At 65.4% G+C, this 23,658-nt stretch carries 20 protein-coding genes; 11 read left to right on the top strand and 9 right to left on the bottom strand.

The genetic code is table 11. The features are described 5' to 3' along the window. Positions 1–93 precede the first annotated feature (93 nt). Positions 94–2,367, bottom strand: coding sequence for a TonB-dependent receptor (locus tag ACZK5G_RS00190; protein ID WP_071228650.1), 2,274 nt, complete (start codon positions 2,365–2,367; stop codon positions 94–96). Between the two features lie 159 nt (positions 2,368–2,526). Between ACZK5G_RS00190 and ACZK5G_RS00185 the strand changes: the two genes are divergently transcribed. Continuing rightward, a complete protein-coding gene (locus tag ACZK5G_RS00185) occupies positions 2,527–3,543 on the top strand; it encodes a TIGR00266 family protein (RefSeq protein WP_032129262.1) in 1,017 nt (338 codons plus the stop codon). Between the two features lie 234 nt (positions 3,544–3,777). Then, a complete protein-coding gene (locus ACZK5G_RS00180) occupies positions 3,778–4,770 on the top strand; it encodes a patatin-like phospholipase family protein (protein WP_019337382.1) in 993 nt (330 codons plus the stop codon). Positions 4,771–4,809: 39 nt separating this feature from the next. Here ACZK5G_RS00180 and ACZK5G_RS00175 read toward each other — a convergent pair whose 3' ends face one another. After that, the gene (locus ACZK5G_RS00175; protein ID WP_478464907.1) at positions 4,810–6,810 is read right to left on the bottom strand and encodes a hypothetical protein; all 2,001 of its coding nucleotides are present in this window, start codon (positions 6,808–6,810) and stop codon (positions 4,810–4,812) included. Positions 6,811–6,897: 87 nt separating this feature from the next. Continuing rightward, a complete protein-coding gene (locus ACZK5G_RS00170; protein WP_004153377.1) occupies positions 6,898–7,380 on the bottom strand; it encodes an Lrp/AsnC family transcriptional regulator in 483 nt (160 codons plus the stop codon). Between the two features lie 125 nt (positions 7,381–7,505). On the opposite strand from ACZK5G_RS00170, the gene phhA reads away from it, so the two are divergent. Continuing rightward, positions 7,506–8,399 (top strand): phenylalanine 4-monooxygenase, encoded by an 894-nt coding sequence (gene phhA, locus ACZK5G_RS00165; protein WP_478464906.1) that lies wholly within the window; start codon positions 7,506–7,508, stop codon positions 8,397–8,399. Between the two features lie 105 nt (positions 8,400–8,504). Here phhA and ACZK5G_RS00160 read toward each other — a convergent pair whose 3' ends face one another. After that, on the bottom strand, positions 8,505–9,560 hold the full coding sequence (locus ACZK5G_RS00160; protein WP_032129266.1) for a LacI family DNA-binding transcriptional regulator: 1,056 nt from the start codon (positions 9,558–9,560) through the stop codon (positions 8,505–8,507). Positions 9,561–9,799: 239 nt separating this feature from the next. Here ACZK5G_RS00160 and ACZK5G_RS00155 point away from each other — a divergent pair, with 239 nt between their 5' ends. The 4 genes from ACZK5G_RS00155 to ACZK5G_RS00140 all read left to right on the top strand — a co-directional run bounded on the left by ACZK5G_RS00155 (position 9,800) and on the right by ACZK5G_RS00140 (position 12,797). Further along, positions 9,800–10,390: a cysteine dioxygenase family protein gene (locus ACZK5G_RS00155; protein WP_293799116.1), complete on the top strand. Its 591-nt coding sequence runs from the start codon at positions 9,800–9,802 to the stop codon at positions 10,388–10,390. 116 nt (positions 10,391–10,506) lie between these two features. Beyond that, on the top strand, positions 10,507–11,145 hold the full coding sequence (gene eda, locus ACZK5G_RS00150) for a bifunctional 4-hydroxy-2-oxoglutarate aldolase/2-dehydro-3-deoxy-phosphogluconate aldolase (protein WP_164079659.1): 639 nt from the start codon (positions 10,507–10,509) through the stop codon (positions 11,143–11,145). A gap of 96 nt (positions 11,146–11,241) precedes the next feature. Beyond that, complete coding sequence (gene adhP / locus ACZK5G_RS00145; RefSeq protein WP_182266977.1) at positions 11,242–12,270, top strand: alcohol dehydrogenase AdhP; 1,029 nt, start codon at positions 11,242–11,244, stop codon at positions 12,268–12,270. A gap of 128 nt (positions 12,271–12,398) precedes the next feature. Then, entirely contained in the window at positions 12,399–12,797 is a 399-nt protein-coding gene (locus ACZK5G_RS00140) for a hypothetical protein (RefSeq protein ID WP_478464904.1), read from the top strand. Positions 12,798–12,851: 54 nt separating this feature from the next. On the opposite strand, the gene ACZK5G_RS00135 is transcribed toward ACZK5G_RS00140, so the two are convergent. Beyond that, a complete protein-coding gene (locus ACZK5G_RS00135; protein WP_049399009.1) occupies positions 12,852–13,250 on the bottom strand; it encodes a hypothetical protein in 399 nt (132 codons plus the stop codon). A 146-nt stretch (positions 13,251–13,396) separates the two neighbouring features. On the opposite strand from ACZK5G_RS00135, the gene ACZK5G_RS00130 reads away from it, so the two are divergent. Then, positions 13,397–13,741 (top strand): hypothetical protein, encoded by a 345-nt coding sequence (locus ACZK5G_RS00130; RefSeq protein ID WP_032129273.1) that lies wholly within the window; start codon positions 13,397–13,399, stop codon positions 13,739–13,741. Positions 13,742–13,969: 228 nt separating this feature from the next. Here the strand turns inward: ACZK5G_RS00130 and ACZK5G_RS00125 are convergent, their stop codons facing one another. Further along, positions 13,970–16,060, bottom strand: a complete 2,091-nt coding sequence (locus ACZK5G_RS00125; RefSeq protein WP_478464903.1) for a TonB-dependent receptor family protein — start codon at positions 16,058–16,060, stop codon at positions 13,970–13,972. A gap of 171 nt (positions 16,061–16,231) precedes the next feature. On the opposite strand from ACZK5G_RS00125, the gene ACZK5G_RS00120 reads away from it, so the two are divergent. The 3 genes from ACZK5G_RS00120 to ACZK5G_RS00110 all read left to right on the top strand — a co-directional run bounded on the left by ACZK5G_RS00120 (position 16,232) and on the right by ACZK5G_RS00110 (position 19,555). Continuing rightward, complete coding sequence (locus tag ACZK5G_RS00120) at positions 16,232–17,434, top strand: amino acid aminotransferase (protein WP_478464901.1); 1,203 nt, start codon at positions 16,232–16,234, stop codon at positions 17,432–17,434. Positions 17,435–17,720: 286 nt separating this feature from the next. Beyond that, the gene (locus tag ACZK5G_RS00115) at positions 17,721–18,737 is read left to right on the top strand and encodes a class 1 fructose-bisphosphatase (protein WP_014035428.1); all 1,017 of its coding nucleotides are present in this window, start codon (positions 17,721–17,723) and stop codon (positions 18,735–18,737) included. Between the two features lie 107 nt (positions 18,738–18,844). After that, a complete protein-coding gene (locus ACZK5G_RS00110; protein WP_121504967.1) occupies positions 18,845–19,555 on the top strand; it encodes a 2OG-Fe(II) oxygenase in 711 nt (236 codons plus the stop codon). A gap of 62 nt (positions 19,556–19,617) precedes the next feature. On the opposite strand, the gene ACZK5G_RS00105 is transcribed toward ACZK5G_RS00110, so the two are convergent. From ACZK5G_RS00105 to ACZK5G_RS00095, 3 genes are all read right to left on the bottom strand, one after another. Continuing rightward, a complete protein-coding gene (locus ACZK5G_RS00105) occupies positions 19,618–20,088 on the bottom strand; it encodes a hypothetical protein (protein WP_478464900.1) in 471 nt (156 codons plus the stop codon). Beyond that, positions 20,085–20,375: a hypothetical protein gene (locus tag ACZK5G_RS00100; protein WP_049399015.1), complete on the bottom strand. Its 291-nt coding sequence runs from the start codon at positions 20,373–20,375 to the stop codon at positions 20,085–20,087. Before ACZK5G_RS00100 ends, ACZK5G_RS00105 begins: the two co-directional genes overlap by 4 nt. 1,040 nt (positions 20,376–21,415) lie before the next feature. Continuing rightward, positions 21,416–23,647, bottom strand: coding sequence for an RHS repeat-associated core domain-containing protein (locus tag ACZK5G_RS00095; protein ID WP_478464899.1), 2,232 nt, complete (start codon positions 23,645–23,647; stop codon positions 21,416–21,418). Positions 23,648–23,658 lie beyond the last annotated feature (11 nt).

Below are 23,658 nucleotides of genomic sequence, written 5' to 3'. Positions count from 1 at the left end.
TTGCCGGCCAGCGGCCGGCACTACCGATGGGTGTAAAGCAGAAGGGCCGGCATTGCGCCGGCCCTTCTTCATTGCATCAACGCAGCCACCACATCAGAACTTCGCGGTGAACTCCACGCCCCAGGTACGCGGCTCGTTGAGGAAGCCGGTCAGGTTGTTGAAGTCGATCGCGCCGACCACGCGGGTCTGGTTGGTCAGGTTGCGGCCGAACACGGCCACGTCGTACTGGCCGTAATCCCAGTTGTAGCCCAGGCGCAGGCCGCCTTCCAGCGAACTACGGCCGCGGAATTCCGGCGACTCGTAGATGAAGAAGTTCACCGCGCTGCGGTAGGCCCAGTCGGTGTAGGCATACAGCTCGCTGCCATCGCTGAGCGGGAAGCCGACACGCAGGGTCGCGTTGTGGATCCACTTCGGCGCCTGCGGCAGCGGGTTGCCGTTCACCAGCGCATAGGTGCCACCGTTGATGACGGTGGTCGGGTCGTTGATGGTGCAGCCACCGCCGCAGATCGCTACCGCCAGATCCTTGTCCTTGATCTCGGTGTCGTTGTAGCTGCTGCCGAAGGTCAGCAGCACGTTGTCAGCCAGATAGGCTTCCAGGTCCAGCTCCACGCCCTGGCCGATGGTCTTGTCAGCGTTGAGCAGGGTGGCGGTGTTGTTGGTGCCGCCCACGGCGATCAACTGCTGGCCGTCAACGTTGTAGCGGAACACGCTCAGGCCCAGGCGCGCACGGCGCTCGAACAGGTCGGCCTTGATGCCGGCTTCGTACGAGATCACCTTCTCCGAATCGGCCTGCGACAGGCCCGGCGCGAAGGCCAGGCGGCCCTGGATCGACGGCGCACGGAAGCCCTTGGCCACGCGGGCGTAGGCATTCACGTTGTCGGTCAGCTTGTACACGCCGCTGACATCCCAGCTGACGTCGTTGACGTCGGTGTTGGCCAGGTACGGGCCACTGACCGGGGTGCCGAACGGAAGGACGGCCTGCAGCACGCTGGCGTTGAAGTCCTTCTTGTCCTGGGTGTAGCGCACGCCGGCACGCAGCTTGAAGCGGTCGGTGACATCGAAGTCACCCGAGGCGAACACCGCCCAGGCCTTGTTGCGCTGGTTCTGCACCACGTGGCCGGTCTGCGGATTGCCAGGCTTCAACGAGTTGTAGTTGAAGTTGTTGATGGTCACGTCTTCGTCGAAATAGAAGACGCCGGCCTGCCAGTCGAAGCGGCCCCATTCGTTGGATTCAACGCGGAATTCCTGCGTCCACTGGCGATGGTGCGGCAGGCCGTCGGCCGACTCCGACGAGAACGGGATGAAGCCCGGCCCATAGTTGCCAGCGCCCAGCGATGCGTCGCCGTAGCCACCGTCGATGTCACCACGATTGAGCGATTCGGCGGTTTCATAACCGGTGATCGAGTGCAGGGTCACCGAACCGAGGTTCCACTGCAGGCGCGCACTGCCGCCCCAGGTCTCCAGGTCGGAGAAGTTGACGCCATCGTTGGCCACCTTGTCGCGATCGAAGTTCTCGACCAGGCCGTTGCCACCCTTCTGGATGATGTTGGCGCGGAACAGGCGCGCGGTACCGTTGAGCTTGCGCTTGTGCAGGTTGAACAGCGCTTCGAAGTCGTCGCCTTCGTACAGGAACTGCACGCGGCCGGCGGCTTCGTCATAACCTTCGAAACCGCTGTTGGGCGCACCGGCGCGGGTGTTGTCGACCCAGTCGTCACGGCGCTGGTAGATGGCCGAGACGCGTGCCGACCAGCGGTCGGTCAGCGGGCCGCCATAGGCGCCCTGCACGTTCCAGCTGTTGTAGCTGCCATAGCCCACGCGCACGTAGCCGTCGGCATCCTGCGACGGGCGCGCCGAGTCGAACTTGACCACGCCGGCCGGGGTATTGCGACCGAACAGCGTGCCCTGCGGGCCGCGCAGCACTTCCACATTGGCCAGGTCGAACAGCGGGAAGCCCTTCAGCAGCGGGCTTTCCTGCACCACGTCGTCGTACACCAGCGACACCGGCTGCGACGCATTGAGGTCGAAGTCGGTGTTGCCCAGGCCACGGATGTAGAAGCGCGGGAAGGCACGGCCGTAGGACGACTCGATGTTGAGGCTGGGCACGCGCGCGGCCAGGAAGCGGATGTCATCGCCCGCCGAACCCAGCACATCGAGCTTCTCGCCTTGGATCGCGCTGATCGCGACCGGCACGTCCTTGGCGTTCTCGACGCGGCGCTGCGCGGTCACCTGCAGGGCATCAAGGGCAACCGGATCCTTGGCAGCGGGAGTTTCCTGGGCGGCTGCTACCAGCGGCAACAGGGCGGAAAGAGCGGCAACGAGGGGGCGCGCGACCGGAAGGCGGCCACGGGAAGTGCGGGTCGGAGACATGGCGGTAGGCTGTGTTTGGAGGGGTGGTAAAACGGCGCTACCAGATAATTGTTGCAATACAGCACCTGCCCCGCAAATGCCTGCCGTTCATGGCCGCGTCGCCCCGGCCCCCGCGCCCTCGCTAGACTCGGGGTTTTCCAGCCCTGCAGAGCCGCCGCGATGACCCAGTGGTACTTCCATGCCTCCGCCCAGGCCGAGCGTATCGGCCCGCTTGATGACGAGGCCGCGCGCCGTTATGCGCAGGCCAACCCGCGCGCCCTGGCCTGGTGCCAGGGCATGAGCGGGTGGACCTCGATTGCCGAGGTGCCCGAACTGCAGTCCGCGGCCCCGGGCATGCCGAACACCCCGCCGCCGGTCCCCGCCGCGGCCAGCGGCCGCGCCGACGACATCGAGTTCCGCATCGTCGGCCATGAAATGCAGTTCGTGGAGATCGAGCTCGACCCCGGTGAGAGCGCCATTGCCGAGGCCGGCGCATTGATGTTCAAGGATGCCACCGTGCAGATGGACACGGTGTTCGGCGCCGCCAACGGCGACCAGGGCGGCGGCTTCATGGGCAAGGTGATGGCCGCCGGCAAGCGCGTGCTGACCGGCGAGAGCCTGTTCGCCACCGTCTACACCCAGAGCGGCCACGGCAAGGGCAAGGTCGCCTTCGCCGCGCCCTACCCCGGCACCGTGCTGGCAATGAAGCTGGACCAGCATGGCGGCCGCCTGATCTGCCAGAAGGACAGCTTCCTGGCCGGCGCGCGCGGCGTGCAGATCGGCGTGCAGTTCCAGCGCAAGATCATGACCGGCCTGTTCGGCGGCGAAGGTTTCATCATGCAGAAGCTGGAAGGCGACGGCTGGGTGTTCATCCATGCCGGCGGTTGCGTGGTGGAGCGCGAGCTGGCCGCGGGCGAGCGCCTGGACGTGGATACCGGCTGCGTGGTGGCCTACCACCCGACCGTAGACATGGATGTGCGCCGGGTGGCCGGCATCAAGAGCATGCTGTTCGGTGGCGAAGGCGTGTTCCTGGCCACGCTGACCGGTCCGGGCAAGGTCTGGCTGCAGTCGCTGCCGTTCTCACGCCTGGCCGGCCGCATGTGGATGGCCGCGCCGCAGGGCGGTGGCCAGAACCGCGGCGAAGGCTCGGTGCTGGGCGGCCTGGGCCGGATGCTGGACGGCGACAACCGGTTCTGACCGCCCCCGGTCGTGCCGGCCGCTGGCCCGCAACCTCATGGACATTGGTGCGCATCCCGGTAGTGCCGGCCGCTGGCCGGCAGCCTCATGAACCGCTGCCAGGTTCCCAATGATTGCCGGCCAGCGGCCGGCACTACCTTTATGAATGGGCGATGTTTCCTACCCTGCCCGCCCCGCCACGGCTTCGGTATGCTGGCGCCCTTTCCTGAATCCGGCGCCGCGAGCGCACTGCCGATGAGCCTGTTCCGCCCCCGCATGCTGCTGTCCGTCGCCCTGATCGGCCTGCTGGCCGGCTGCGGTGGCGACCCGGTCCGCCCCACACCGCCGCCGGCGCCGACCGTGGTGCCGCAGGCCAAGCCGGTGAAGATCGGCATCGCCCTCGGTGGCGGCGCAGCCAAGGGCTTCGCGCACATCGGCGTGATCAAGATGCTGGAGGCCAACGGCTTCGAACCGGCCGTGGTGTCCGGCACCAGCGCCGGCAGCGTGGTCGGTGCGCTGTACGCCAGCGGCATGGACGCGTTCCAGATGCAGAGCAAGGCAGTCGCCCTGGACGAAGCCAGCATCCGCGACGTGCGCCTGTTCTCCGGCGGCCTGGTGCAGGGCCAGAAGCTGCAGGACTACGTCAACGAGCAGGTCGCCAACCGTCCTGCCGAGCGACTGAAGAAGCCGTTCGCCGCCGTCGCCACCCAGCTCGAAACCGGCGAGCGTGCGATCTTCGTGCGCGGCAACGTCGGCCAGGCGGTGCGCGCGTCCAGCAGCATTCCCGGCGTGTTCGAACCGGTGAAGATCGGTGGCCGCAACTACATCGATGGCGGCGTGGTCAGCCCGGTACCGGTGGATGCCGCGCGCCAGCTCGGCGCCGACTTCGTGATCGCCGTGGACATCTCCAGCAAGGCCAGCGGCAAGGCGCCGACCGACATGCTGGGCATCGTCAACCAGTCCATCTCGATCATGGGCCAACGCCTGGGCGAGCAGGAACTGGCGCGCGCCGACATCGTCATCCGCCCGAAGGTGCTGGACATCGGCGCCGCCGATTTCAGCCAGCGTGGCACCGCAATCCTGGAAGGCGAAAAGGCCGCGATGGCAGCCATGCCGCAGATCCGCGCGAAGATCCAGCAGCTGCAGCGCGCACGTGCCGCGGCGGCCGCACCGGCACCGGTGGCCGCGCCGAAGTGCGAGGAAGCCTCGCGCCTGGGCAAGCTGATGGGCCGCAAGGACAAGTGCTGACCTGAGCCAGCGTGTCGCTGCCAGACAGCGACGCGCGTGCTAGCGCGCGGGCCGGTAACCGCTGGCCTGCTGCCGCTCGCGCCTGCGCATCTGGCGGGCCTGCTCCTGCAGTGTCGCCGTGTGCTGCAGCTGTTCCATGCCATCGCCCGGTACGTGCAGCTGGCGTCGCGCACGGGTCAGCGCCAGATAGACCGCGCGCACCGGGTTGTGCCAGATGCGCCCGCCCTGCCCCGCACTGAAGCAACCGGGCGACAGCGAGACCACGTCGAACTGCAGGTTCTTCGCGTGTTCGGCCAGGCACAGCGCCACCCGCCCTTCAGCGGGCGTGTCCTGGTCATCAAGCGCCAGCAGCAGTGACTGCACCCGATCGGCAGACGCAAACAGTTCGACCAGCGCGCCCTGCCCTTCATCGGCCTGCGTGGCCAGGAAGCGCTCCCATTCCTGGTCCGATGCGCTGTCGCGGCGCCGGCGCCACGCATCCAGTGGCCGCTGCAGCACGCTGCGCAGCGCGCGCAGCGATGCCGGATGCAGGTAGGGCCGCAGCCCGAGTGCGTGCAGCTGTGCCGCGTCCAGGGCCAGATCGGCGACGCTGCCATGGATGCGCAGGCCCTCGCTCGGCACCTGCGCCCAGTCGCGGTAATGCAGCACACCGGTGGCGCGGTCGGTGGCACCGACGAACGGCCCACTTTCCTGGCCCAGTCCATCCAGTGCCAGGGTCTGGTTGACCAGGCCCTCGACCTGGTTGCCCTGGCGCACCGACTGGTGCATTTCCAGCACCTTCGACGCGGCCCAGCGCGGCACCGTACCGGTCAGGCACTGGTGCGGATCACCCAGGCTGACCACGCCAGGCGCATGGCCGGCCAGCACCTGCTTCCACGACGGGCTCAGGTCGTGCGCCTCGTCCACCAGCAGCGTGCCCATGTCCTGCGGCGGGGTGACGCCGCGCAGCGCCAGCCACTTGCCGATGTGCGCCGGGCTGAGACTCAGCAGCGTGCCCCGCTGCAGCTCGGCGTCGAACATGCAGCGCCAGACGTGCTCGGCGGCCGCCATGTACGGCGACACATCGAGCATTGCAGCGGGCACCGAACGGTCGAAATGCTGGAACGCCAAGCCCGGGGCCGACGACGCGCACCAACGGTTGATGGCCTCGAACGCGGTCAGCAGCACCTGCTCCGGGCTGCGCCCACCGATGCCCTGCAGTCCGATGCGGCCGGCAATCTCGCGCGGCGTACGGGTGCTGCGCCGGTAGCTGGCAACGAAGCCACCGGTCTGGCCGCTGCGCGCGGCGTGCTGGGCCACGCGGTTGGCGAACTCGATCTGGGTCAGCAGGCGCACCGCAGTGCTGGTCGGCACGCGGGCGCGGAAGGCTTCCACCTGCCCACGCGAGGGCGCCACGTAGGTGTAGCGGCCCGGCCGCGCATCCATCAGCGCCAGCACCAGGTGGCCCTTGCCGGTGCCGGCATAGCCATCGAGGTCGATCAGCTCATCGGGGTTGGCGGCGATGGCGCGCAGCACGCGGGCCTGCTCGGAGGTGTACAGGCCATGGTGTTCGACCGACCGTGCATCCTCGGCGACAACCTCATCCTGCGTGGCCTCGTCATCGTCACTGGAAAAGGTGGCGGGAAAGCGGATCTCATGTTCGACCAGGGTTTCCTGACAGGCCTGCTGCAGGGCCAGGCCCGGATACTCCCGTGGCGACTGCGCGATGACGTCCTGCAGGATCTCCGCCGGCGCCAGCAGCACGCCGTGGGCGGCCAAAGCGGTCAGCCAGGCATCCAGTTCCGGTTGGCCACCGCCACCGGGCCCGGCCAGCTGTGCAGCCGCGCCTTCGTTGCCGGCAAACAACGCGCAGGCATCATGCAGCAGGCGCTCGATCTCGGCCGCCGGATGCAGGCGCGTCCGGCACAGCTGCGCGGCCATCAGCCCGGCCTGCTCCACTGCGGTCTGCGGTGGCGTGCCATGGGCAACGTAGCGCGCCAGCGACTTGCGCTGCAGCGGCAGGAACGTGGTGGTAAGCACCGGGTGCTGGAGTTCGGGCATGCGTGGAACCGGAAAGGAACACTGCGACGCGCGCAGGGCGGAGATGCTCGGCTACCCGCCCGGCGCCGTCAAATCGCGGCGGCGCGTTTATTCCAGCTGCGAAAGCGGCAATGCCTGGAAGCCCTTCACCGTGCGCAGCACGAAGCTGGAATTGGCATCGGCCACGCCGCCGGCATTGAGCAGCCGGTCCAGCAGGAAGTGCGAGAAGTGCTCCAGGTCGCGCACGTAGACGTGCAGCAGGTAGTCCATGTCGCCGGTCAGTGCATGGCAGGCCACCACTTCATCCCAGCCCTGCACGCTGTCCACGAAGTGGCCGATGGCGGCCTGGTCGTGCTTTTCCAGCTGCACGCGCACGAAGGCCTGCAGGCCCAGCCGCAGCTGCCGTGGCTCCAGCCGCGCGCCATAGCCGACGATCACGCCCTCGCTTTCCAACCGCTGCAGGCGACGCAGGCAGGCCGAGGGCGAGAGGTTCACCCGCGTCGCCAGCTCGGCGTTGGTGGCGCGCCCATCCCGCTGGATTTCAGCCAGCAGACGTATATCCGTGCGATCGAACTGGACTTCTCCGGCCATTGTTGCCCCGCAACATGGTGAGTACGCAAGGATATTGCGCCAACAAGGCCAATCGGCGCAACTTTTGCAACCCTGTTGCGCGCGCCCTGCCCTAGCATCGTGGGTATCCCGTCAAGGAGTGCCCCATGGACCTCGCCCAGCCCCGCCGCGTCGAACACCAGCAGACCGACAAGGGCTACGTGCCGGTGTATACCACCGCGCTCGTCGAGCAGCCGTGGGACACCTACAGCGCCGACGACCACGCCACCTGGAGCACGCTGTACCAGCGCCAGCGCGAACTGCTGGTCGGCCGCGCCTGCCAGGAATTCCTGGATGCACAGGACGAGATGGGCATGAACGCGCACATGATTCCGCGCTTCGACCAGCTCAACGAAGTACTGGGCGCGGCCACCGGCTGGACCCTGGTCGGCGTGGAAGGCCTGCTGCCGGAACTGGATTTCTTCGACCACCTGGCCAACCGCCGTTTCCCGGTGACCTGGTGGATCCGTCGCCCGGACCAGATCGATTACATCGCCGAACCGGACCTGTTCCACGATCTGTTCGGCCATGTGCCGCTGCTGATGAACCCTGTGTTCGCCGACTACATGGAGGCGTACGGCCGTGGCGGCGTCAAAGCCCACGCGATCGGCCCGGATGCGCTGCAGAACCTGACCCGCCTGTACTGGTACACGGTGGAGTTCGGCCTGATCGATACGCCCGACGGCCTGCGCATCTACGGCGCCGGCATCGTGTCGTCGAAGGGCGAATCGCTGTACTCGCTGGAGTCGGCTGCGCCCAACCGCATCGGTTTCGACCTGCAGCGGATCATGCGCACGAAGTACCGCATCGACACCTTCCAGAAGACCTACTTCGTCATCGACAGCTTCGAACAGCTGATGCAGGCGACGTCGCCGGACTTCACCCCGATCTACGCGGCGCTGTCTGATCAGGCGCATCTGCCGGCGGGCGATGTGCAGGCCGATGACCGCGTGTTCCAGAAGGGCACCGGCGAAGGCTGGGCCGACGGCGGCGATGTGTAGGCGAACGGCACACACCGCTTCGTACTGAAAACGGCGCACCTGGATGCGCCGTTTTCGTTGCTGCCTGCCTGCACCGTTACGGCGGTGCAGGCGAGGGCAGGGCAATCAGGCGTCCACGGCCCGGCAGGAACCGCGCACCATCAGCTGCGGGTGCACGCTGGTTGCGGTCGGCGCATCCGGCACGTCGGCCTGCACCAACATCGCCGCCGCCATGCGCCCGATGTCGGACACATGGCGGCGCACCGAGGTCAGCGGCGGCCACAGCCGCGACGCCAGCGGGCTGTCGTCGTAGCTGACGATCGACAACTGCTGCGGCACCGCGATGCCCGCACGCAACGCCACCTGGTACACGCCGGCAGCCATTTCGTCGTTGCCGGCAAAGATCGCACTGGGGCGTTGTCCGCCCATCAGCAGCCGTTCGGCGGCATGCACGCCCGACTCGAACGTATCGCCTGCTTCCAGCACGCGTTCACCCGGCAGGGTCAGGCCCACCTGCGCCAGCCGGTCGAGGAAGCCATGGGTGCGCTCGCGTGCGGTACGGCGGTCACCCGGACCGGCAATCACCGCGATGTCGCGGTGGCCGAGCGAGAGCAGGTAGCCCGCTGCCGCGGCTGCACCGTCGCGATCATGGGTGACCACGGCCTGTGCCTCGTCATCCGACACATGCGCGTTGATGCGGACGTAGCGGCATTCAATGCCGTCGAGCATCTCCGTCAACGCAGCCGACTCGGAGGCACGCGGGCCCAGGATCACGCCGTGCAGCTTCTGCTGCTGCACGAAGCGCCGCACGCCGTACGCACAGTCCGGAGCCAAGCTGTCGCAGGGATGCACGACCAGTTCATAGCCGGTGCCGCGCAGCGCTTCCAGCGCGCCGTGCTGCAGGTCGACGATGCATTGGGCGCCCGGGTCGTCATACACCAGGCCGATCAGGAAGGAGCGGCGGAACGCGAGGCCGCGCGCCAGGGGGTCGGGCACGTAACCGACCTCGCGCATCAACGCCTCGACCTTGTCGCGGGTGTCTTTGCGCACCAGCGGCGAGTTGTTGATGATTCTTGAAACCGTTTTCTTGGAAACTCCCGACAGTCGTGCGATGTCGTTGATCGTGGCAGCCTTGCCCTTCGATGCCGGCAACGCGGCATCGCTAATAATTCGCACTGACATGTATAGAACCAGGTAAGTCGGAGAATTCTAGCCTTGCGCCCGTGGGGCGCGAAGTTGCGGAATGTCGCAGCGAAGATGGATCGCGTCGTGTTCGACCGCTTCTGCTGCGCGAGGTTCCATTGTGATCGCTCTACTTGATGTCCATCTGAACCGTTCTTCCGCGCGTGTTCACCTTGAATGCGGGCGCGACGCGCGCGAACGCCAACATTCCCTTAACCAGGCTCCGCTACAGTCGGGGCATGGACCTGCAGACTTCTCCGTTTCCGGTGTTCCGTGGCCGCGACAGGTTGATCGCTGCGGTCGACGCAGCGATGACCTCCGGTGACCCCGAGCGCATCACCGCCGACCTGCAGCTGGCGCTGCAGGAAGCCATCGCGGACAGCCGCATCGAATTGCCCGAGTGCGTACACCGTCCGGTCAGTGATCATTACGCGCGACGCCCGCTGTACCACAGCCGCGAACACGGCTACAGCGTGATTGCCATGAGCTGGGGCCCAGGGCAGGGCACGCCGCTGCACGACCACGATGCCATGTGGTGTGTGGAGGGAGTGTGGTCAGGCGAGCTGGAGATCACCCGCTATGAACTGCTGGAGCGCAACGGTGAGCGCTGCCGCTTCCGCCGCCACGCCGTGCTGCGCGGGGGCTGCGGCAGTGCCGGCAGCCTGATTCCGCCGCACGAGTACCACACCCTGCGCAACGCCAGCAACGAAGCGCTGGCGATCTCGGTACACGTGTACGAGGCGCAGATGGAGCGCTCGGCGGTGTTCGATCCGCTCGGTGGTGACTGGTACCAACGCCGCATCCAGGCATTGCAGGCCGACCCGGCCTGAGCCGGGGGCAGGGCGGGGCACCACCAGCACCGTCGTGATCCACGTGGCATCATGCGCCGCTGCGCTGCCGGACCCGGCGGCGATCCGCGATGCCCGGTCGGGCAAGGAGCAAGACGATGTCCAGCGCTGATCCGCGCCTGCGCGCGCTGTTGAAGCTGGCACCGGTGATTCCGGTGTACACCCCCGAAGATGTGAATGAAGCGGTCGAAGTGGCCCAGGCGCTGTTCCGCGGCGGCCTGCCGGTGATCGAGGTGACGCTGCGCACGCCGCAGGCGCTGGATGCGATCAAGGCGATGGTCGAGGCCGTGCCCGATGCCGTGATCGGTGCCGGCACCGTACTCAACGCCGCGCAGATGCAGGCAGCGAAGCAGGCCGGTGCGCGCTTCGCGGTGTCCCCGGGTGCAACACCGGCGCTGTATGCGGCCGCGCGTGATGCCGACCTGCCGTACCTGCCCGGTGCGGCCACCGCCTCGGACCTGATCCTGGGCCTGGAGCATGGCCACGACACCTTCAAGTTCTTCCCGGCGGTGCAGGCCGGTGGCGCTGCGCTGCTGGCGGCCTGGCACGGCCCGTTCGCCGATATGCGCTTCTGCCCGACCGGCGGCATCAGCGCGCAGACCGCGCCGCAGTTCCTGCACCTGCCCAACGTGCTGTGCGTGGGCGGCTCGTGGCTGACCACCCCGGCGTTGCTGCAGACCCGCGACTGGGATGCGATCGAGCGTCTGGCCCGCGAGGCGTCAGTGCTGGCCAGCTGAACCTGCTGCACGAATCGTCAAAGGTTTGATCGTGATCAAAGCGCCGGCCTCGAGCCGGCGTCATTCTGTGGGCAAGCGCACTACGGAGATCCGAACATGAATTCGACCATGAAGGCCGCCGTGGTGCGTGAGTTCGGCAAGCCACTGGTGATCGAGGAAGTCCAGGTACCGCGCCCGGGGGCGGGCGAAGTACTGGTCAAGATCGAGGCCTGTGGCGTCTGCCACACCGACCTGCACGCCGCCGAGGGCGACTGGCCGGTGAAACCGAACCCGCCGTTCATCCCCGGTCACGAGGGCGTGGGGCACATCGTGGCCGTGGGAGGCGGGGTAGGGCACGTCAAGGAAGGCGACAGGGTCGGCATCCCCTGGTTGTACTCGGCGTGTGGCCATTGCGAACACTGCCTGGGTGGCTGGGAAACGCTGTGCGAGACACAGCGCAACACCGGTTACTCGGTCAACGGCGGCTTCGCCGAGTACGCACTGGCCGATGCCAACTATGTCGGCCTGCTTCCGAAGGACGTGGGCTTCGTCGAGATCGCGCCGGTGCTGTGCGCCGGCGTGACCGTCTACAAGGGCCTGAAGGTCACCGACACCAAACCCGGTGACTGGGTGGCGATTTCCGGCATCGGTGGCCTGGGCCACATGGCGGTGCAGTACGCCCGCGCGATGGGTCTGAACGTGGCTGCGGTGGATGTGGACGACAACAAGCTGGCATTGGCCCGGCAGCTCGGCGCGCAGATCACCGTCAACGCGCGTACCACCGATCCGGCCGCCTTCCTGAAGAAGGAAATCGGCGGCGCGCACGGCGCCCTGGTCACCGCGGTGTCGCCGAAGGCGTTCGAGCAGGCGCTGGGCATGGTCCGCCGTGGCGGCACCGTCTCGCTCAACGGACTGCCGCCGGGCAACTTCCCGCTGGACATCTTCGGCATGGTGCTCAACGGCATCACCGTGCGCGGCTCGATCGTCGGCACCCGGCTGGACCTGCAGGAGTCGCTGCAGTTCGCCGCCGAAGGCAAGGTCGCGGCCACGGTCAGCACCGACCGCCTGGAAAACATCAACGACGTGTTCGCGCGCATGCACGCGGGCACCATTGAAGGCCGCGTGGTGCTCGACTTCGCCGCCTGACCGCCTGTGCATGGCCGCCGTCGCTCCGTCCCCCTCTCCCACGGACGCGGCGGCCATGCCTATCCATCGGTAGTGCCGGCCGCTGGCCGGCAAACCCCAGGCATTTCGCGCCGCCGTACAATGCGCGCATGCCCGACCTGCTCAAGACCCTGTTCCTGTCCCTCGTCGCCCTGATCGGCGGCGTGCTGTCGCTTGCGCTGGTCAGCAGCGTCGCCAGCTGGCTGCCCCCGCTGGTGGGCATGTCGCCGGACAACAACAGCGTGCAGCTGGGGTGGGACCTGGCCTTCAGCGTGCTCGGCGGCGTCGCTGGCATTTCCTTCGCCACCTACTACGCACCGTGCTGGCCGCGTTCGCATGGTTTTTCGATCTGGTCGTTGATCGCGCTCGGCTGCGCCTACGCGATGTGGAGCGCCGGCGCGGATTTCCCGCTGTGGTTCGTCATTTCGCTGCTGGCGTCACTGCCGCTGCAGCTGCTGGCCGGCTGGTGGTTCGGCCGCCGCGCGTCGCGCGACGCAAGGCCGGACTGACGCACGACATCACGTCGTTCACCGCGTTGCGCGCTCGACGGGCATGGCCCTTCGTTACTGCAGCAACGGCTTCACCGCCGCCGCCGGAATATGGTCCAGTGCGCGCCAGGCGTCCTCCACCACCGGCCTCGCCTGCGACCAGCTCAACCGCGACTGCCCGCGCATCTGCTCCCAGTGCTCGGCCAGTTCCTCGCAGGTATCGGCGGCGTCACCGCGTGGCCAATCCGCGGCGTGGGTAGTCAGCGCGAAGGCATACACCGGGCACAGATCGCGCCAGTTGCGGTGGCTCTGGCCTCGGCGCTCTTCGTAGTCACTGAGCATGTACTGCAGGTAGTCCTGCGCCACCGCCTGCGGATCTTCCTGGCGGCGCGTGCGGCGCTGCGCGGTGCGTTGGCCGAGCGGATCGAGCAGGGCGTTGAACACGGACGGTGCGGGTCGTTCAAGACGGGGCATGGCCGGCTCCTGCAGCGGGGGCGGGTGGGCAGGAATACGCGCGGTCCCGTTACCGGGGGGTGAGCGAGATGTTCATGACGCCAGGTTCGCAGCGGCTTTACCTGCAGGGCGGTGTAGTGGGAGCCCCCGAGTGCAGGTACCAGACCATGAGCCGAGAGACCTCACGAGACCCGCTGCGCGAAAACCACCCGCCCATTCCCGGCGAGCAGCGCGGCAAGCGCGATGCCGACAATGCCGACTACCGCGGCACCGGTGCACCGTTCTTCGATGCCGAGCATGCCGGAGAGCATCTGCCGGTGAAGCACGAGTCTGAACAGGCCGCGCTGGACCGCAAGGACGGCGGCGACCGCCATCGTGGCGGCCAGGAAAGCCCGCTCAAGCGGCGTGAGCGCAAGCAGCGCGCCAGCGACAACCAGGATGAGGCGCTGGAGGAGACCTTCCCGGCCAGCGACCCGACCTCGCCGTTCGTACCGGCCAAGGCCCCCGACTGACGGTAGCGCCGGCCGCTGGCCGGCAACCTCCTGACATCCTGCACAGCGCGATGCCAGCCAGGGCCCCGGACTGACCGGTAGTGCCGGCCGCTGGCCGGCAACCTCCTGGCGCCCTGCACGGCGCGATGCCGGCCACGGCCCCCGATTTACGGGTAGTGCCGGCCGCTGGCCGGCAACCTCCTGACGTCCTGCACGGCGCGATGCCGGCCAGCGGCCGGCACTACCACTTCAGCGCCACGACCACTGCAGGCCGACATTGGCCCGCCGTCCGGGTCCCGGCTCGTAGAAGCGGCCATTGCCGTCATTGACGATCACCGAGCCGATGTAGGCCTGGTCCAGCACGTTCTCCAACCGTGCGAAGGCCCGCAGCTCGCCACCCGGCAGGTTCCAGCGACGCCCGCCTTCCAGGTGCAGCAGGGCAAAGCCGGGCGCACGTTCGGTCGCCACGTCGTTGACCACGGTATCGCTACTGGCGGACGCCTCCAGCGCCCATTGCCAGTCGGCGGGGGTCCACTGCAGCCTGGCGAAGGCCTGTTGGCGCGGCACACCTGGCAGGCGGCTGCCCGCGGCGACCACGCTGTTCGAGGTCAGGTACGGCGAGCGCACCTGCGCCTGCAGCCATGTCCATGCCAGCTGCAGTTCCAGCTGCTCGGCCAGCGGCTGTCGGTACTGAAGTTCCACACCCTGGCGGCGGGTGCGGCCGATGTTGCGATAGGTGCTGCGCCCACCAGAGTTGCTCGCAACTGCCAGCTCATCGTCGGTATCTGCGCGGAACAGGCTGATATCAAGCTGGATTCCGTCCTGTGCGTGCCACTTGCTGCCTATCTCCAGATTGCGGCTGCGCGCGGCCGCCAGATCCAGTGCCAATCCCGCCTGGCCGTCGGCGCGATAACCCAGCTCATTGAAGGTAGGCGTCTCAAAGCCCCGGCCCACGGCGGCGTGCAGCCGCCACTGCGGGCTGGCCTCGAAGCTCACACCTGCCACCGGCGTGGTTGCCTGATAGCAACGGTGGCCGCTGTCGTCCGGATTGCGCCCGGTGATGTAGCGGTCATTCGATTCGAATCGCACGGCGCTGTGGCGCAGCCCAGCCAGCAACGACCAGCGCGGGCTCCACTGCCACCAGGCCTGGGCGAACTGGTCCACGTTCTGCACGACGTCGATCTGGTCACGACGCAGGCGCCCACGCACGCCCAAGGTGCTGCCGATGAAGTTCTCGTAGCCGGTGCGGTGCTGGCGCTGGCGGTCCGCACTGAGCCCGGCCACCAGGTCCAACGGTCGGCCGGCGAGGTCGCCGTGCCAGCCCCAGCGCGCGTCCAGTCCGCCGTAGCCCGCGTCCAGATCGATCACGCCGCCCGCATGCAACGGGTTGGCCTGTGCGGTCGGCGGAATCGGCAGGTACTGGGTGACCTCACGCTGCCCGGCATAGCCCATCAGCTGCCAGCGCTGGGTGTCGGTTTCCCGGGTCCAACGCAACCCAGCCTGCTGCTGGTGCACCGATTTGCGGGTGTTGTACTGGTGAGCCACTGCCGTGGCCTGGCGCGGATCGGCCGCCACCTGGGAACGGCTCAGGCCCAGCGGATCCTGCGCATCGGGGGCATCGAGCGCGTTGAGCAGCAGCTCGAGCCGTCCACCGCCCAGATCACCACCAATACGTGCGTTGAGCGATTCACGGCGCGCGCGGCTATGGTCCCGCCAGCCATCGGTGCGGAAGTGATTGGCGGCGATGTTGTAGTCCAGCGCTTGGCCGGCACCCTTCAGTTGCGCGCCGACACTGAGCGTGTTGTCGGCGCCGGCGTTCACGCGCAGCCGCCACGGGTCGCCGGCCTGGCCCTGTGCGCTCCAGACCTGCAGCACGCCGCCGGAGGAATTGCCGTACAGCGCCGAGAACGGCCCGCGCAGCACCTCGATGCGTTCGGCGCCCAACAAGCTGGCGTGCGACAGCTGGCCCTGGCCATCGGGCATGGTCGCCGGCACCCCGTCGATCAGCACCCGCACCCCGCGCACACCGAAGGTCGAGCGCGCACCGAAGCCACGGATCGACAGCTGCGTATCCTGGGCGAAGTTCTGCCGGTCGCGCGCCACTAGTCCCGGTACGCCGGCCAGCGCCTCGGACAGCTGCGCGCCGGTGCCCGCGCGGCTGGCGTCGATCCAGACGGTGTCCAGGCTGGCCGGCAGCGCGAACGGGTCGATACCCGGCACCCGCGCGGCCTGTACCTGCACCGCAGGCAGGGCGGTGGGCGCAGGCTCGGCCATGGCCGCCCAGGGCGACAGCAGCAGGACGGACAGCGGCAGGCAACGGCGTCGTGCGGCAGGATTCATGATTCAGGTTGATGGATCGGGCGGCAACGCACGCCATGGTACGGGGCCGCGGATGACGATGGCGGCGGCCAGCCCCGGCAGGCTTTGTTACGATGGGCTGTTTCCGGCCGAAAAGCCGCAGACCGCGTGGCGCAATTCCTCCCCCTTTCCGTCTACCGAACGAGTACCGCCGTGTCCTTCTTTGCAAACGTGGAACTGGTCCCAGGCGACCCGATCCTGGGCCTGACCGAGGCGTACAACGCCGACAGCCGCCCGACCAAGGTCAACCTGGGTGTGGGCATCTACTACGACGAGAGCGGCCGCATTCCGCTGCTGCGCGCCGTCAAGCAGATCGAGCAGCAGCTCGCCGCTGAAGCCAAACCGCGCGGCTACCTGCCGATCGATGGCCTGCCGGCGTACACGCAGGCCACGCGCGAGCTGGTGTTCGGCAAGGACTCGCCGCTGCTGGCCGCCGGCCGCGTCACCACCGCACAGACCGTCGGTGGCAGCGGTGCGCTGCGCGTCGGCGCCGACGTGCTGAAGAAGCTGCTGCCGCACGCCACCGTTGCGCTGAGCAACCCGAGCTGGGAAAACCACCGCGCCGTGTTCAGCGCGGCCGGCTTCGAGGTGGTGGATTACACCTACTTCGACCCGACCACCCACGGCGTCAACTTCGACGGCCTGCTGGCCGACCTGGGCAAGCTGGAAGCCGGCACCGTGGTGCTGCTGCATGCCTGCTGCCACAACCCCACCGGCGCCGACCTCACGGTCACCCAGTGGAAGCAGGTCGCGCAGCTGCTGAAGGAAAGGCAGCTGTTCCCCTTCATCGACATGGCCTACCAGGGCTTCGACAAGGGCATCGAGCAGGACGGCGCCGCCGTGCGCATCATCGCCGAAGCCGGCATCGACAGCTTCATCGTCGCCAACTCGTACTCCAAGTCGTTCTCGCTGTATGGCGAGCGCGTGGGTGCGCTGTCGATGGTGGCGCCGACCGCCGCTGACGCCAAGGCCGTGCAGTCGCAGGTCAAGCGCGTGATCCGCACCATCTACTCCAGCCCGTCCACCCACGGTGCTGCGCTGGTGGCCGGCGTGCTGACCAACCCGGAACTGCGTGCGATGTGGGAGCAGGAGCTGACCGAGATGCGCGAGCGCATCCACGCCCTGCGCCACGGCCTGGTCGAGAAGCTGGCCGCTGCCGGTGCCCCGCAGTTCGGCTTCATCAACGAGCAGGCCGGCATGTTCTCCTACTCCGGCCTGAGCCGTGAGCAGGTCGAACGCCTGCGCGACGAGTTCGGCATCTACGCCGTCGGCACCGGCCGCATCTGCGTGGCCGCGCTGAACCAGAACAACCTGGAATACGTCGCCAAGGCCGTGGCCACCGTTGCCAAGGGCTGAAGCAACACTGCACTGGTTTGAGAACAAAGGCGCCGAAGGGCGCCTTTGTTTTTGCTCCTGCTTTGCCTTTGCCACACTCTCCGCGCTCGCGGCGAACCCTGAAGCGCAGGGCGAGGAACACCGTGGCCAGGACCGTGAGGCGCATGGATGCGCCGATCGAGCCCCCATGAAGGAGGGCGCCACGAGCGCAACGCATCTGGAAACGATTACGCCTTCCCGCGCTCACGCACGCCCCCGCCAGACGGGCGACAATAGGCGTTTTCCCGCTGCCGAGACCTGCCCGCTCATGTCCCGTACTTCGTTGACCCGCTTCCTGATCCAGGAACAGCACGCCGGCCGCATCAATGCCGACCTGCGCCAGCTGATCGCGGTCGTCGCCCGCGCCTGCACCAGCATCTCCATCGCCGTCAGCAAGGGCGCCCTCGGTGGCGTGCTCGGCGACGCCGGTACCGGCAACGTGCAGGGCGAAGCGCAGAAGAAGCTGGATGTGATCAGCAACGAGATCCTGCTCGAAGCCAACGCCTGGGGCGGCCATCTCGCCGCTTGTGCTTCGGAAGAAATGGACCACAGCCAGCCGGTGCCGGACATCTATCCGCGTGGTGACTTCCTGCTGCTGTTCGATCCCCTCGATGGCAGCTCCAACATCGACGTCAACGTCTCCGTCGGCACCATCTTCTCGGTGCTGCGCTGCCCGACCAACGTCGAACTGCCGGGCGATGACGCCTTCCTGCAGCCGGGCAGCAAGCAGATTGCCGCCGGCTACTGCATCTACGGGCCCAGCACCCAGCTGGTGCTGACCGTCGGCCACGGTACCCATGCCTTCACCCTGGACCGCGAGAAGGGCGAGTTCGTGCTGACCACCGAGAACATGCAGATTCCGGCGGCCACCCAGGAATTCGCCATCAACATGTCCAACCAGCGTCACTGGGAAGCGCCGATGCAGGCCTATGTCGGTGATCTGCTGGCGGGCAAGGAAGGCGCGCGCGGCAAGAACTTCAACATGCGCTGGATCGCCAGCATGGTCGCCGACGTGCACCGCATCCTGACCCGCGGCGGCATCTTCATCTATCCGTGGGACAAGAAGGATCCGTCCAAGGCCGGCAAGCTGCGCCTGATGTACGAAGCCAACCCGATGGGCCTGCTGGTCGAGCAGGCCGGTGGCGCTGCCTGGACCGGTCGCGAGCGCATCCTCGACATCCAGCCCGACCAACTGCACCAGCGCGTGCCGGTGTTCCTCGGCTCGCGCGAGGAAGTGGCCGAGGCCGTGCGCTACCACCACGCGCACGACGACGCGCAGGGCTGATGCAAGTCTCCCGACAACGGTAATGGCAGAACGATGACATGACCGTAGGGTGACACCGAGGGCGGCAAACGGCACCATCAAGCCATTGCCGCCTAAGGAATGCACGCATGCACGAGCAGGGCCCGGTCGATTTCATCGAAGTCATCCACAACGCCGTCCCCAGCGAGGTCTGCGCGGCGATCGTTGAGCGCCTGCGCGCCACGCGTGGCCTGCAACCCGGTGCCGTAGGCAGTGGCGTGTTCCCGGAACTCAAGCACAGCAAGGATCTGCGCATCAGTGGGCTGGATGGTTGGCAGGATGTCGATCAGCAGCTGCAGATCGCGGTGTTCAATGGCCTGCTGACTTATCTACGCCGTTATCCACAGGCGTTGATTGCGCCGCTGATGTTGCAGATCCAGGACAGCAACGGCCAACCGCGACGCCTGTCTGCCGAGGACTTCCCCGACATGCCGCAGCAGCAGCTGGCCGATCTGGCCCGCACCTGCCTGCGCCCAGGTGCAATCAACCTGCAGTGGTATGCGGCAGGCGAGGGCGGCTATCCCTACTGGCACTGTGAGCTGTACCCAAAGGATGCGCAGGCCGAGACCCTGCACCGGCACGTGCTGTGGACGCTGTACCTCAACGACGACTTCGAAGAGGGCGAAACCGAGTTCCTGTTCCAGGGGCGGAAGATCGCGCCGCGCACCGGCAGCCTGTTGATCGCGCCGACTGCGTTCACTCATACCCACCGTGGCAATCGGCCGCATGGCGGCGACAAGTTCATCGCGACCAGCTGGATCCTGTTCCAGAGTGCGCAGAAGTTGTTTGGGGGAGGGTGAGGTCATCGTACTCCTCCCGATTGGAGCCAGTATCCAGTTGAGTTCGCTATGCCGTCGGTGGATTACCGGGCGTCAGTAGAGCAATAGTAGTCGCCGTCCCTGTCCGAATCCCAGTAGGTTCCTCCATAGAGCTTCAACGTACTGCCTCTTGTCGTCAGCTCTACCGAGCGCGCCAGGCGTTCCTCGCAGAAGACCATCAATCGGTAATGGCGCTGCCGTTTGTCTTTCTGCAGTCGCCACCGCTTCTCTGCGGCTTGTTTGATGAAGAAGGCAGCGATCTGCTCTGGATCAGATTCGAGTTCGGCGTCGAAGACGGCCCCCATGAACGTGACCTTCGGTAAGAACTTCACGTTCGTGGGATGGACCCCTGAAGGAAGTTCAAAGGTCTCGGTAGCAGCGCGCAGTTCTGCTTCTGTTGGCTTTCCGGTCCAATCGCCATCTCCGATGGATCCAAACATTGAAAGATAGGTACCGCCTATCAGGGCCGCAATGACAGCGCACAGGAGCAGATGGCGCAACGGTACCTTTTTCATTGCCCATTCTCCGACTGCCGTTGTTCGCCGCTACTTGAATCCCGCAAGGCTTCAGCCGTCTTTGCACCGAGCACCGGATCATTGATGCTCGACGGACCGGGGCGCTTGCGAGGACGACGTCGATACAGGATCCCTCCCGCTGCCCCACCAAATACGGCCGTGCCGAGGCCGACGAGCTCTTCGCTGCCTAGCGGATCCGCTGACAGCAATTTGGCCACCGTCAGTAGAAGAAAGTTCAATGGGAGCATCCACAGGAACGCGATGCCCAGCCAGTAGATGATCTTCATTTCATGCGCTCATGGATCCGGAAACATCGACTTGAACCAGTAGGCGGATATGCTTCGCATCCATGATGCTGAACTCTTTCGTCTCTAGCTCGCGCAACTTGCGCATGTCTATTCCATGGTGTCGAAACATCGAAATCAGCTCTCTTACGCTGGCCTCATCCACAGCCGACCGACCCATGGAAACAATGCTCCTGCTGAGAGATCCTTGGACGGGAGCTACACCTTGCGCCCTCACCTCTGGAGAAAAATTCATCTTCGTCCAGACGCCGTAAATGAGACCTCAGGAATTTGATTTCCAACCTCAACATGTCCAGAGCACGGAAAATTTGCTGGGCGTAGACTGATTCACCCGACTATTGGGAGGGACAAGGGATAGCCTGGGATTGGAGACCCAGCCTTGCCATACACTTGGCCTTCTCGACAAAGATTTCCTTGCATCGACATGTGCACTGTAGATCGAATGATGTGTCCTCGATTCGAAGCAGCCTTTCGAATCGAGGACACATCGTCCCAACCCGCATTCGTCTCCGGCACTGCATGGCCACTCCCTCAGTAGCCTGATGCTGTGCTCCACTCTGTATAGAAATATGGGAATTGGCAGCGTCTAATGTTGATTGTTCCCGTCTGACCGGCACTTCCTAATAAATCCATCTCTGAACTCGTTGGGCCTTTGAGCACTGCCATTCGCCGTTAGGCGAACAAAAAGTGGCCCCTGGGGCTGTCCAGTTGCCATCGCGAACAGCGCACTCTGACCTTCTGGTCCATCGTGCACTGCAATCAGCGTAAACTCGCCTTTGGCGTACTCTCCACGGCGGCGCTCGCCGATTGTGAAGCCGGGATGTCCACCAATCAGTACGTCAATACGGCGCTTCCCGTCTACGAACACCCCGGTTTCAAAGTCAGGCCCAGGAGCGTCGGATTGAAAGCGCATGCCAGATTGAACCTCTGCGCATACGTTGAATCGCTTACTTATGGGGGCCAGCTCCTTAGCGTGGCAGCCCAGCATCATGTAAGCGACTAAACAGCACAGTATGGCGGTCCTATTTGCACCCACACCCTTTGATAATTGCCTCATTGCCCGCCTTCAATACGTCTTCTATGTTTTTTTCATTGACGGAGTTCATGTTAATCACTCTGCCCATGATTCCGGTTCCGTAGTCAGGCAATCCCATCAGATGCCCTGCTTCATGAGCGAAGGTGGCTGCGCCCCACTGTCCAGGCAGGTACCATACGCCCTCATTCATCCACACCCGATTTACCCAAGACTCATGATCGCCCTGGCGAATCGACACGGCATTGGTTCTGACAGGATCGTACTTGTCCATTTGCATGACAACCGTCGTGACCTGGTATTTCCCGAATCTCCCAGTCCATGCCTTTTCGATTGCACTGGCCATCGCAGCCGCCTGAGCATTGCTTCCATTCTGGAAATTGATTGGCAAAGCGATGCCAACATTATTTCCTGATTTGGTACATGCATATGCGATAAGCCCCAGAGGATCGACATTGCTCATGGGATTGCCACCAACATATGCGTAGGTGTTGGTTCCTCCTGCCAATCCAATCGGATCACTCTGCACATACCGGCCGATGCTCGCGTCATAGTCGCGGAAGCCGTTGTACCAGAGTCCGCTTTCCACATCGTAGTACTGGCCCGGGAAGCCAATGTTCAACCCTCCGATCTCATCCTTCTGGACGCTGCGGCCGTACGCATAGTTGTACGCCTTCCAGACGGTCTGCTGGCTCGGGCTGGTGACGAACTCCGGGCGTCCAAGATGATCGGTATGCACATAATTGTGCTGCCCGCTGCGAACCAAACCCACCAGTTCACCTTCGAACCAGAAATAGTTGGTCCACACGCCATTGTTCAGCTCGGTCATGAGCTGGTTCTGGCCAGCGTAGAAGTAGCGGCTGTTGATGTTCTTGTTGACCTTCGCAACGCGCTGCCCCTGCGCATTGAGCACATAGTCAGTCGCAGTGCCACCGATGTTGCTGCGGCTCATGCGATTGAAGGTGTCGTATTCGTAGGTGCTGATCCGGCTGCCTGCGGTCTCGCTGATACGATTTCCCAATGCGTCGTACTGGTACTGACGGCTGCCGTCCTGGTTGGTGTAGTTCAGCACCCGGTTGCTCCCCGGGTCGATGCTGTATTGGGTCAGCTGATTTCCTGCCTGATAGCGGTCGTGATTGCCGCCGGCATCGTAGGAAAGATTGTTGATGACACCGAAGCGGGTCAGCTTGGTCATACGACTCAACGCGTCGTAGCCGATCAACTGCGTCATGTTCGGGTCGACAGCGTCGACAATGGCGGTGATTTCGCCATCGCCGCTGTACTGATAGTCCCAATAGCTGACCTTGCTGCCATTGGGTCCCCAGACCGACATTGCGGTCAGCCGCCCCTCCTGATCGTGGTTGTAGCCCCGGGCAAGCCCGTTGCCGTAGGCCAGCCACTCATGCGCTCCCGTGACCTTCCAGTTGGCCTGGGAAATGATTGAACGCTGAGTCCCGTCGACCGTCGCCGTCAACGCACTTGGTTTTCCTTGGGAGCCATATGTGTAGGTCGCCTTGTCACCGTTGGGATAGGTGATCTGGCTCAGGCGATTGATGCCGTCGTATCCATAGGTGGTGCTGTAGTCCGTCTTCTGACCAGACAGATCGGTGAAGTCGCGCCGTATCTGCAGCTGACCGTTCGGTGTATAGGCAAAATGGGTGGCGGTTCCGGGCCCTGAAGTGCCGCACATCTGACCCTTACCGTTGCCGCACCAATCGTAGCTATAACCCATTGTTCGGCCTTCTGCGCTCGCAGAAGTCATTCGTCCCAGACCGTCGTAGCCGAAGGAGACGACGCTGCCATCGGCCCGCGTCGTCGATGTCCGCAGACCTGCAGCATCGTACTGGTGCTGTGTCGTTCCCGTATCCGGACTCACCTGTTTCCACATCTGGCCGAAGCCATCAAACTCATAGGTGGTGACCAGATTGCGGGGATCGCTCACTCGGATTGGACGATCTGCATGATCGTACGCAATCTGCGTCTTCCCTCCAGCAGCATCGATTGATTGGATCAAGCGACCGCGAGCGTCGTAGCTCATGCGGGTAACCCGATTCTGCGAGTCGGTGACCTGGGTGACGCGTCCCTCCGCGTCATAGGCATAACGCACGTTCTGTACGCCGTTTCCGCGCTCGACAATCACGCGACCCAGCTCGTCGTACTCATATGTATTGACGGAGACAACAGCGTTCAGCCCGATCAGGGCAAGCGTCAGTGCTGGCATATGGATAGTCC

This window comes from Stenotrophomonas sp. 62841_Sma (genome assembly GCF_056482945.1).
This window is presented reverse-complemented; position numbering and strand designations above follow the sequence as displayed.

What these genes read in the sequence shown, in the direction of transcription:
- ACZK5G_RS00190 (WP_071228650.1), bottom strand. Translation starts at nt 2,367, where the DNA reads ATGTCTCCGACCCGCACTTCCCGTGGCCGCCTTCCGGTCGCGCGCCCC.
- ACZK5G_RS00185 (WP_032129262.1), top strand. Translation starts at nt 2,527, where the DNA reads ATGACCCAGTGGTACTTCCATGCCTCCGCCCAGGCCGAGCGTATCGGC.
- ACZK5G_RS00180 (WP_019337382.1), top strand. Translation starts at nt 3,778, where the DNA reads ATGAGCCTGTTCCGCCCCCGCATGCTGCTGTCCGTCGCCCTGATCGGC.
- ACZK5G_RS00175 (WP_478464907.1), bottom strand. Translation starts at nt 6,810, where the DNA reads ATGCCCGAACTCCAGCACCCGGTGCTTACCACCACGTTCCTGCCGCTG.
- ACZK5G_RS00170 (WP_004153377.1), bottom strand. Translation starts at nt 7,380, where the DNA reads ATGGCCGGAGAAGTCCAGTTCGATCGCACGGATATACGTCTGCTGGCT.
- phhA (WP_478464906.1), top strand. Translation starts at nt 7,506, where the DNA reads ATGGACCTCGCCCAGCCCCGCCGCGTCGAACACCAGCAGACCGACAAG.
- ACZK5G_RS00160 (WP_032129266.1), bottom strand. Translation starts at nt 9,560, where the DNA reads ATGTCAGTGCGAATTATTAGCGATGCCGCGTTGCCGGCATCGAAGGGC.
- ACZK5G_RS00155 (WP_293799116.1), top strand. Translation starts at nt 9,800, where the DNA reads ATGGACCTGCAGACTTCTCCGTTTCCGGTGTTCCGTGGCCGCGACAGG.
- eda (WP_164079659.1), top strand. Translation starts at nt 10,507, where the DNA reads ATGTCCAGCGCTGATCCGCGCCTGCGCGCGCTGTTGAAGCTGGCACCG.
- adhP (WP_182266977.1), top strand. Translation starts at nt 11,242, where the DNA reads ATGAATTCGACCATGAAGGCCGCCGTGGTGCGTGAGTTCGGCAAGCCA.
- ACZK5G_RS00140 (WP_478464904.1), top strand. Translation starts at nt 12,399, where the DNA reads ATGCCCGACCTGCTCAAGACCCTGTTCCTGTCCCTCGTCGCCCTGATC.
- ACZK5G_RS00135 (WP_049399009.1), bottom strand. Translation starts at nt 13,250, where the DNA reads ATGCCCCGTCTTGAACGACCCGCACCGTCCGTGTTCAACGCCCTGCTC.
- ACZK5G_RS00130 (WP_032129273.1), top strand. Translation starts at nt 13,397, where the DNA reads ATGAGCCGAGAGACCTCACGAGACCCGCTGCGCGAAAACCACCCGCCC.
- ACZK5G_RS00125 (WP_478464903.1), bottom strand. Translation starts at nt 16,060, where the DNA reads ATGAATCCTGCCGCACGACGCCGTTGCCTGCCGCTGTCCGTCCTGCTG.
- ACZK5G_RS00115 (WP_014035428.1), top strand. Translation starts at nt 17,721, where the DNA reads ATGTCCCGTACTTCGTTGACCCGCTTCCTGATCCAGGAACAGCACGCC.
- ACZK5G_RS00110 (WP_121504967.1), top strand. Translation starts at nt 18,845, where the DNA reads ATGCACGAGCAGGGCCCGGTCGATTTCATCGAAGTCATCCACAACGCC.
- ACZK5G_RS00105 (WP_478464900.1), bottom strand. Translation starts at nt 20,088, where the DNA reads ATGAAAAAGGTACCGTTGCGCCATCTGCTCCTGTGCGCTGTCATTGCG.
- ACZK5G_RS00100 (WP_049399015.1), bottom strand. Translation starts at nt 20,375, where the DNA reads ATGAAGATCATCTACTGGCTGGGCATCGCGTTCCTGTGGATGCTCCCA.
- ACZK5G_RS00095 (WP_478464899.1), bottom strand. Translation starts at nt 23,647, where the DNA reads ATGCCAGCACTGACGCTTGCCCTGATCGGGCTGAACGCTGTTGTCTCC.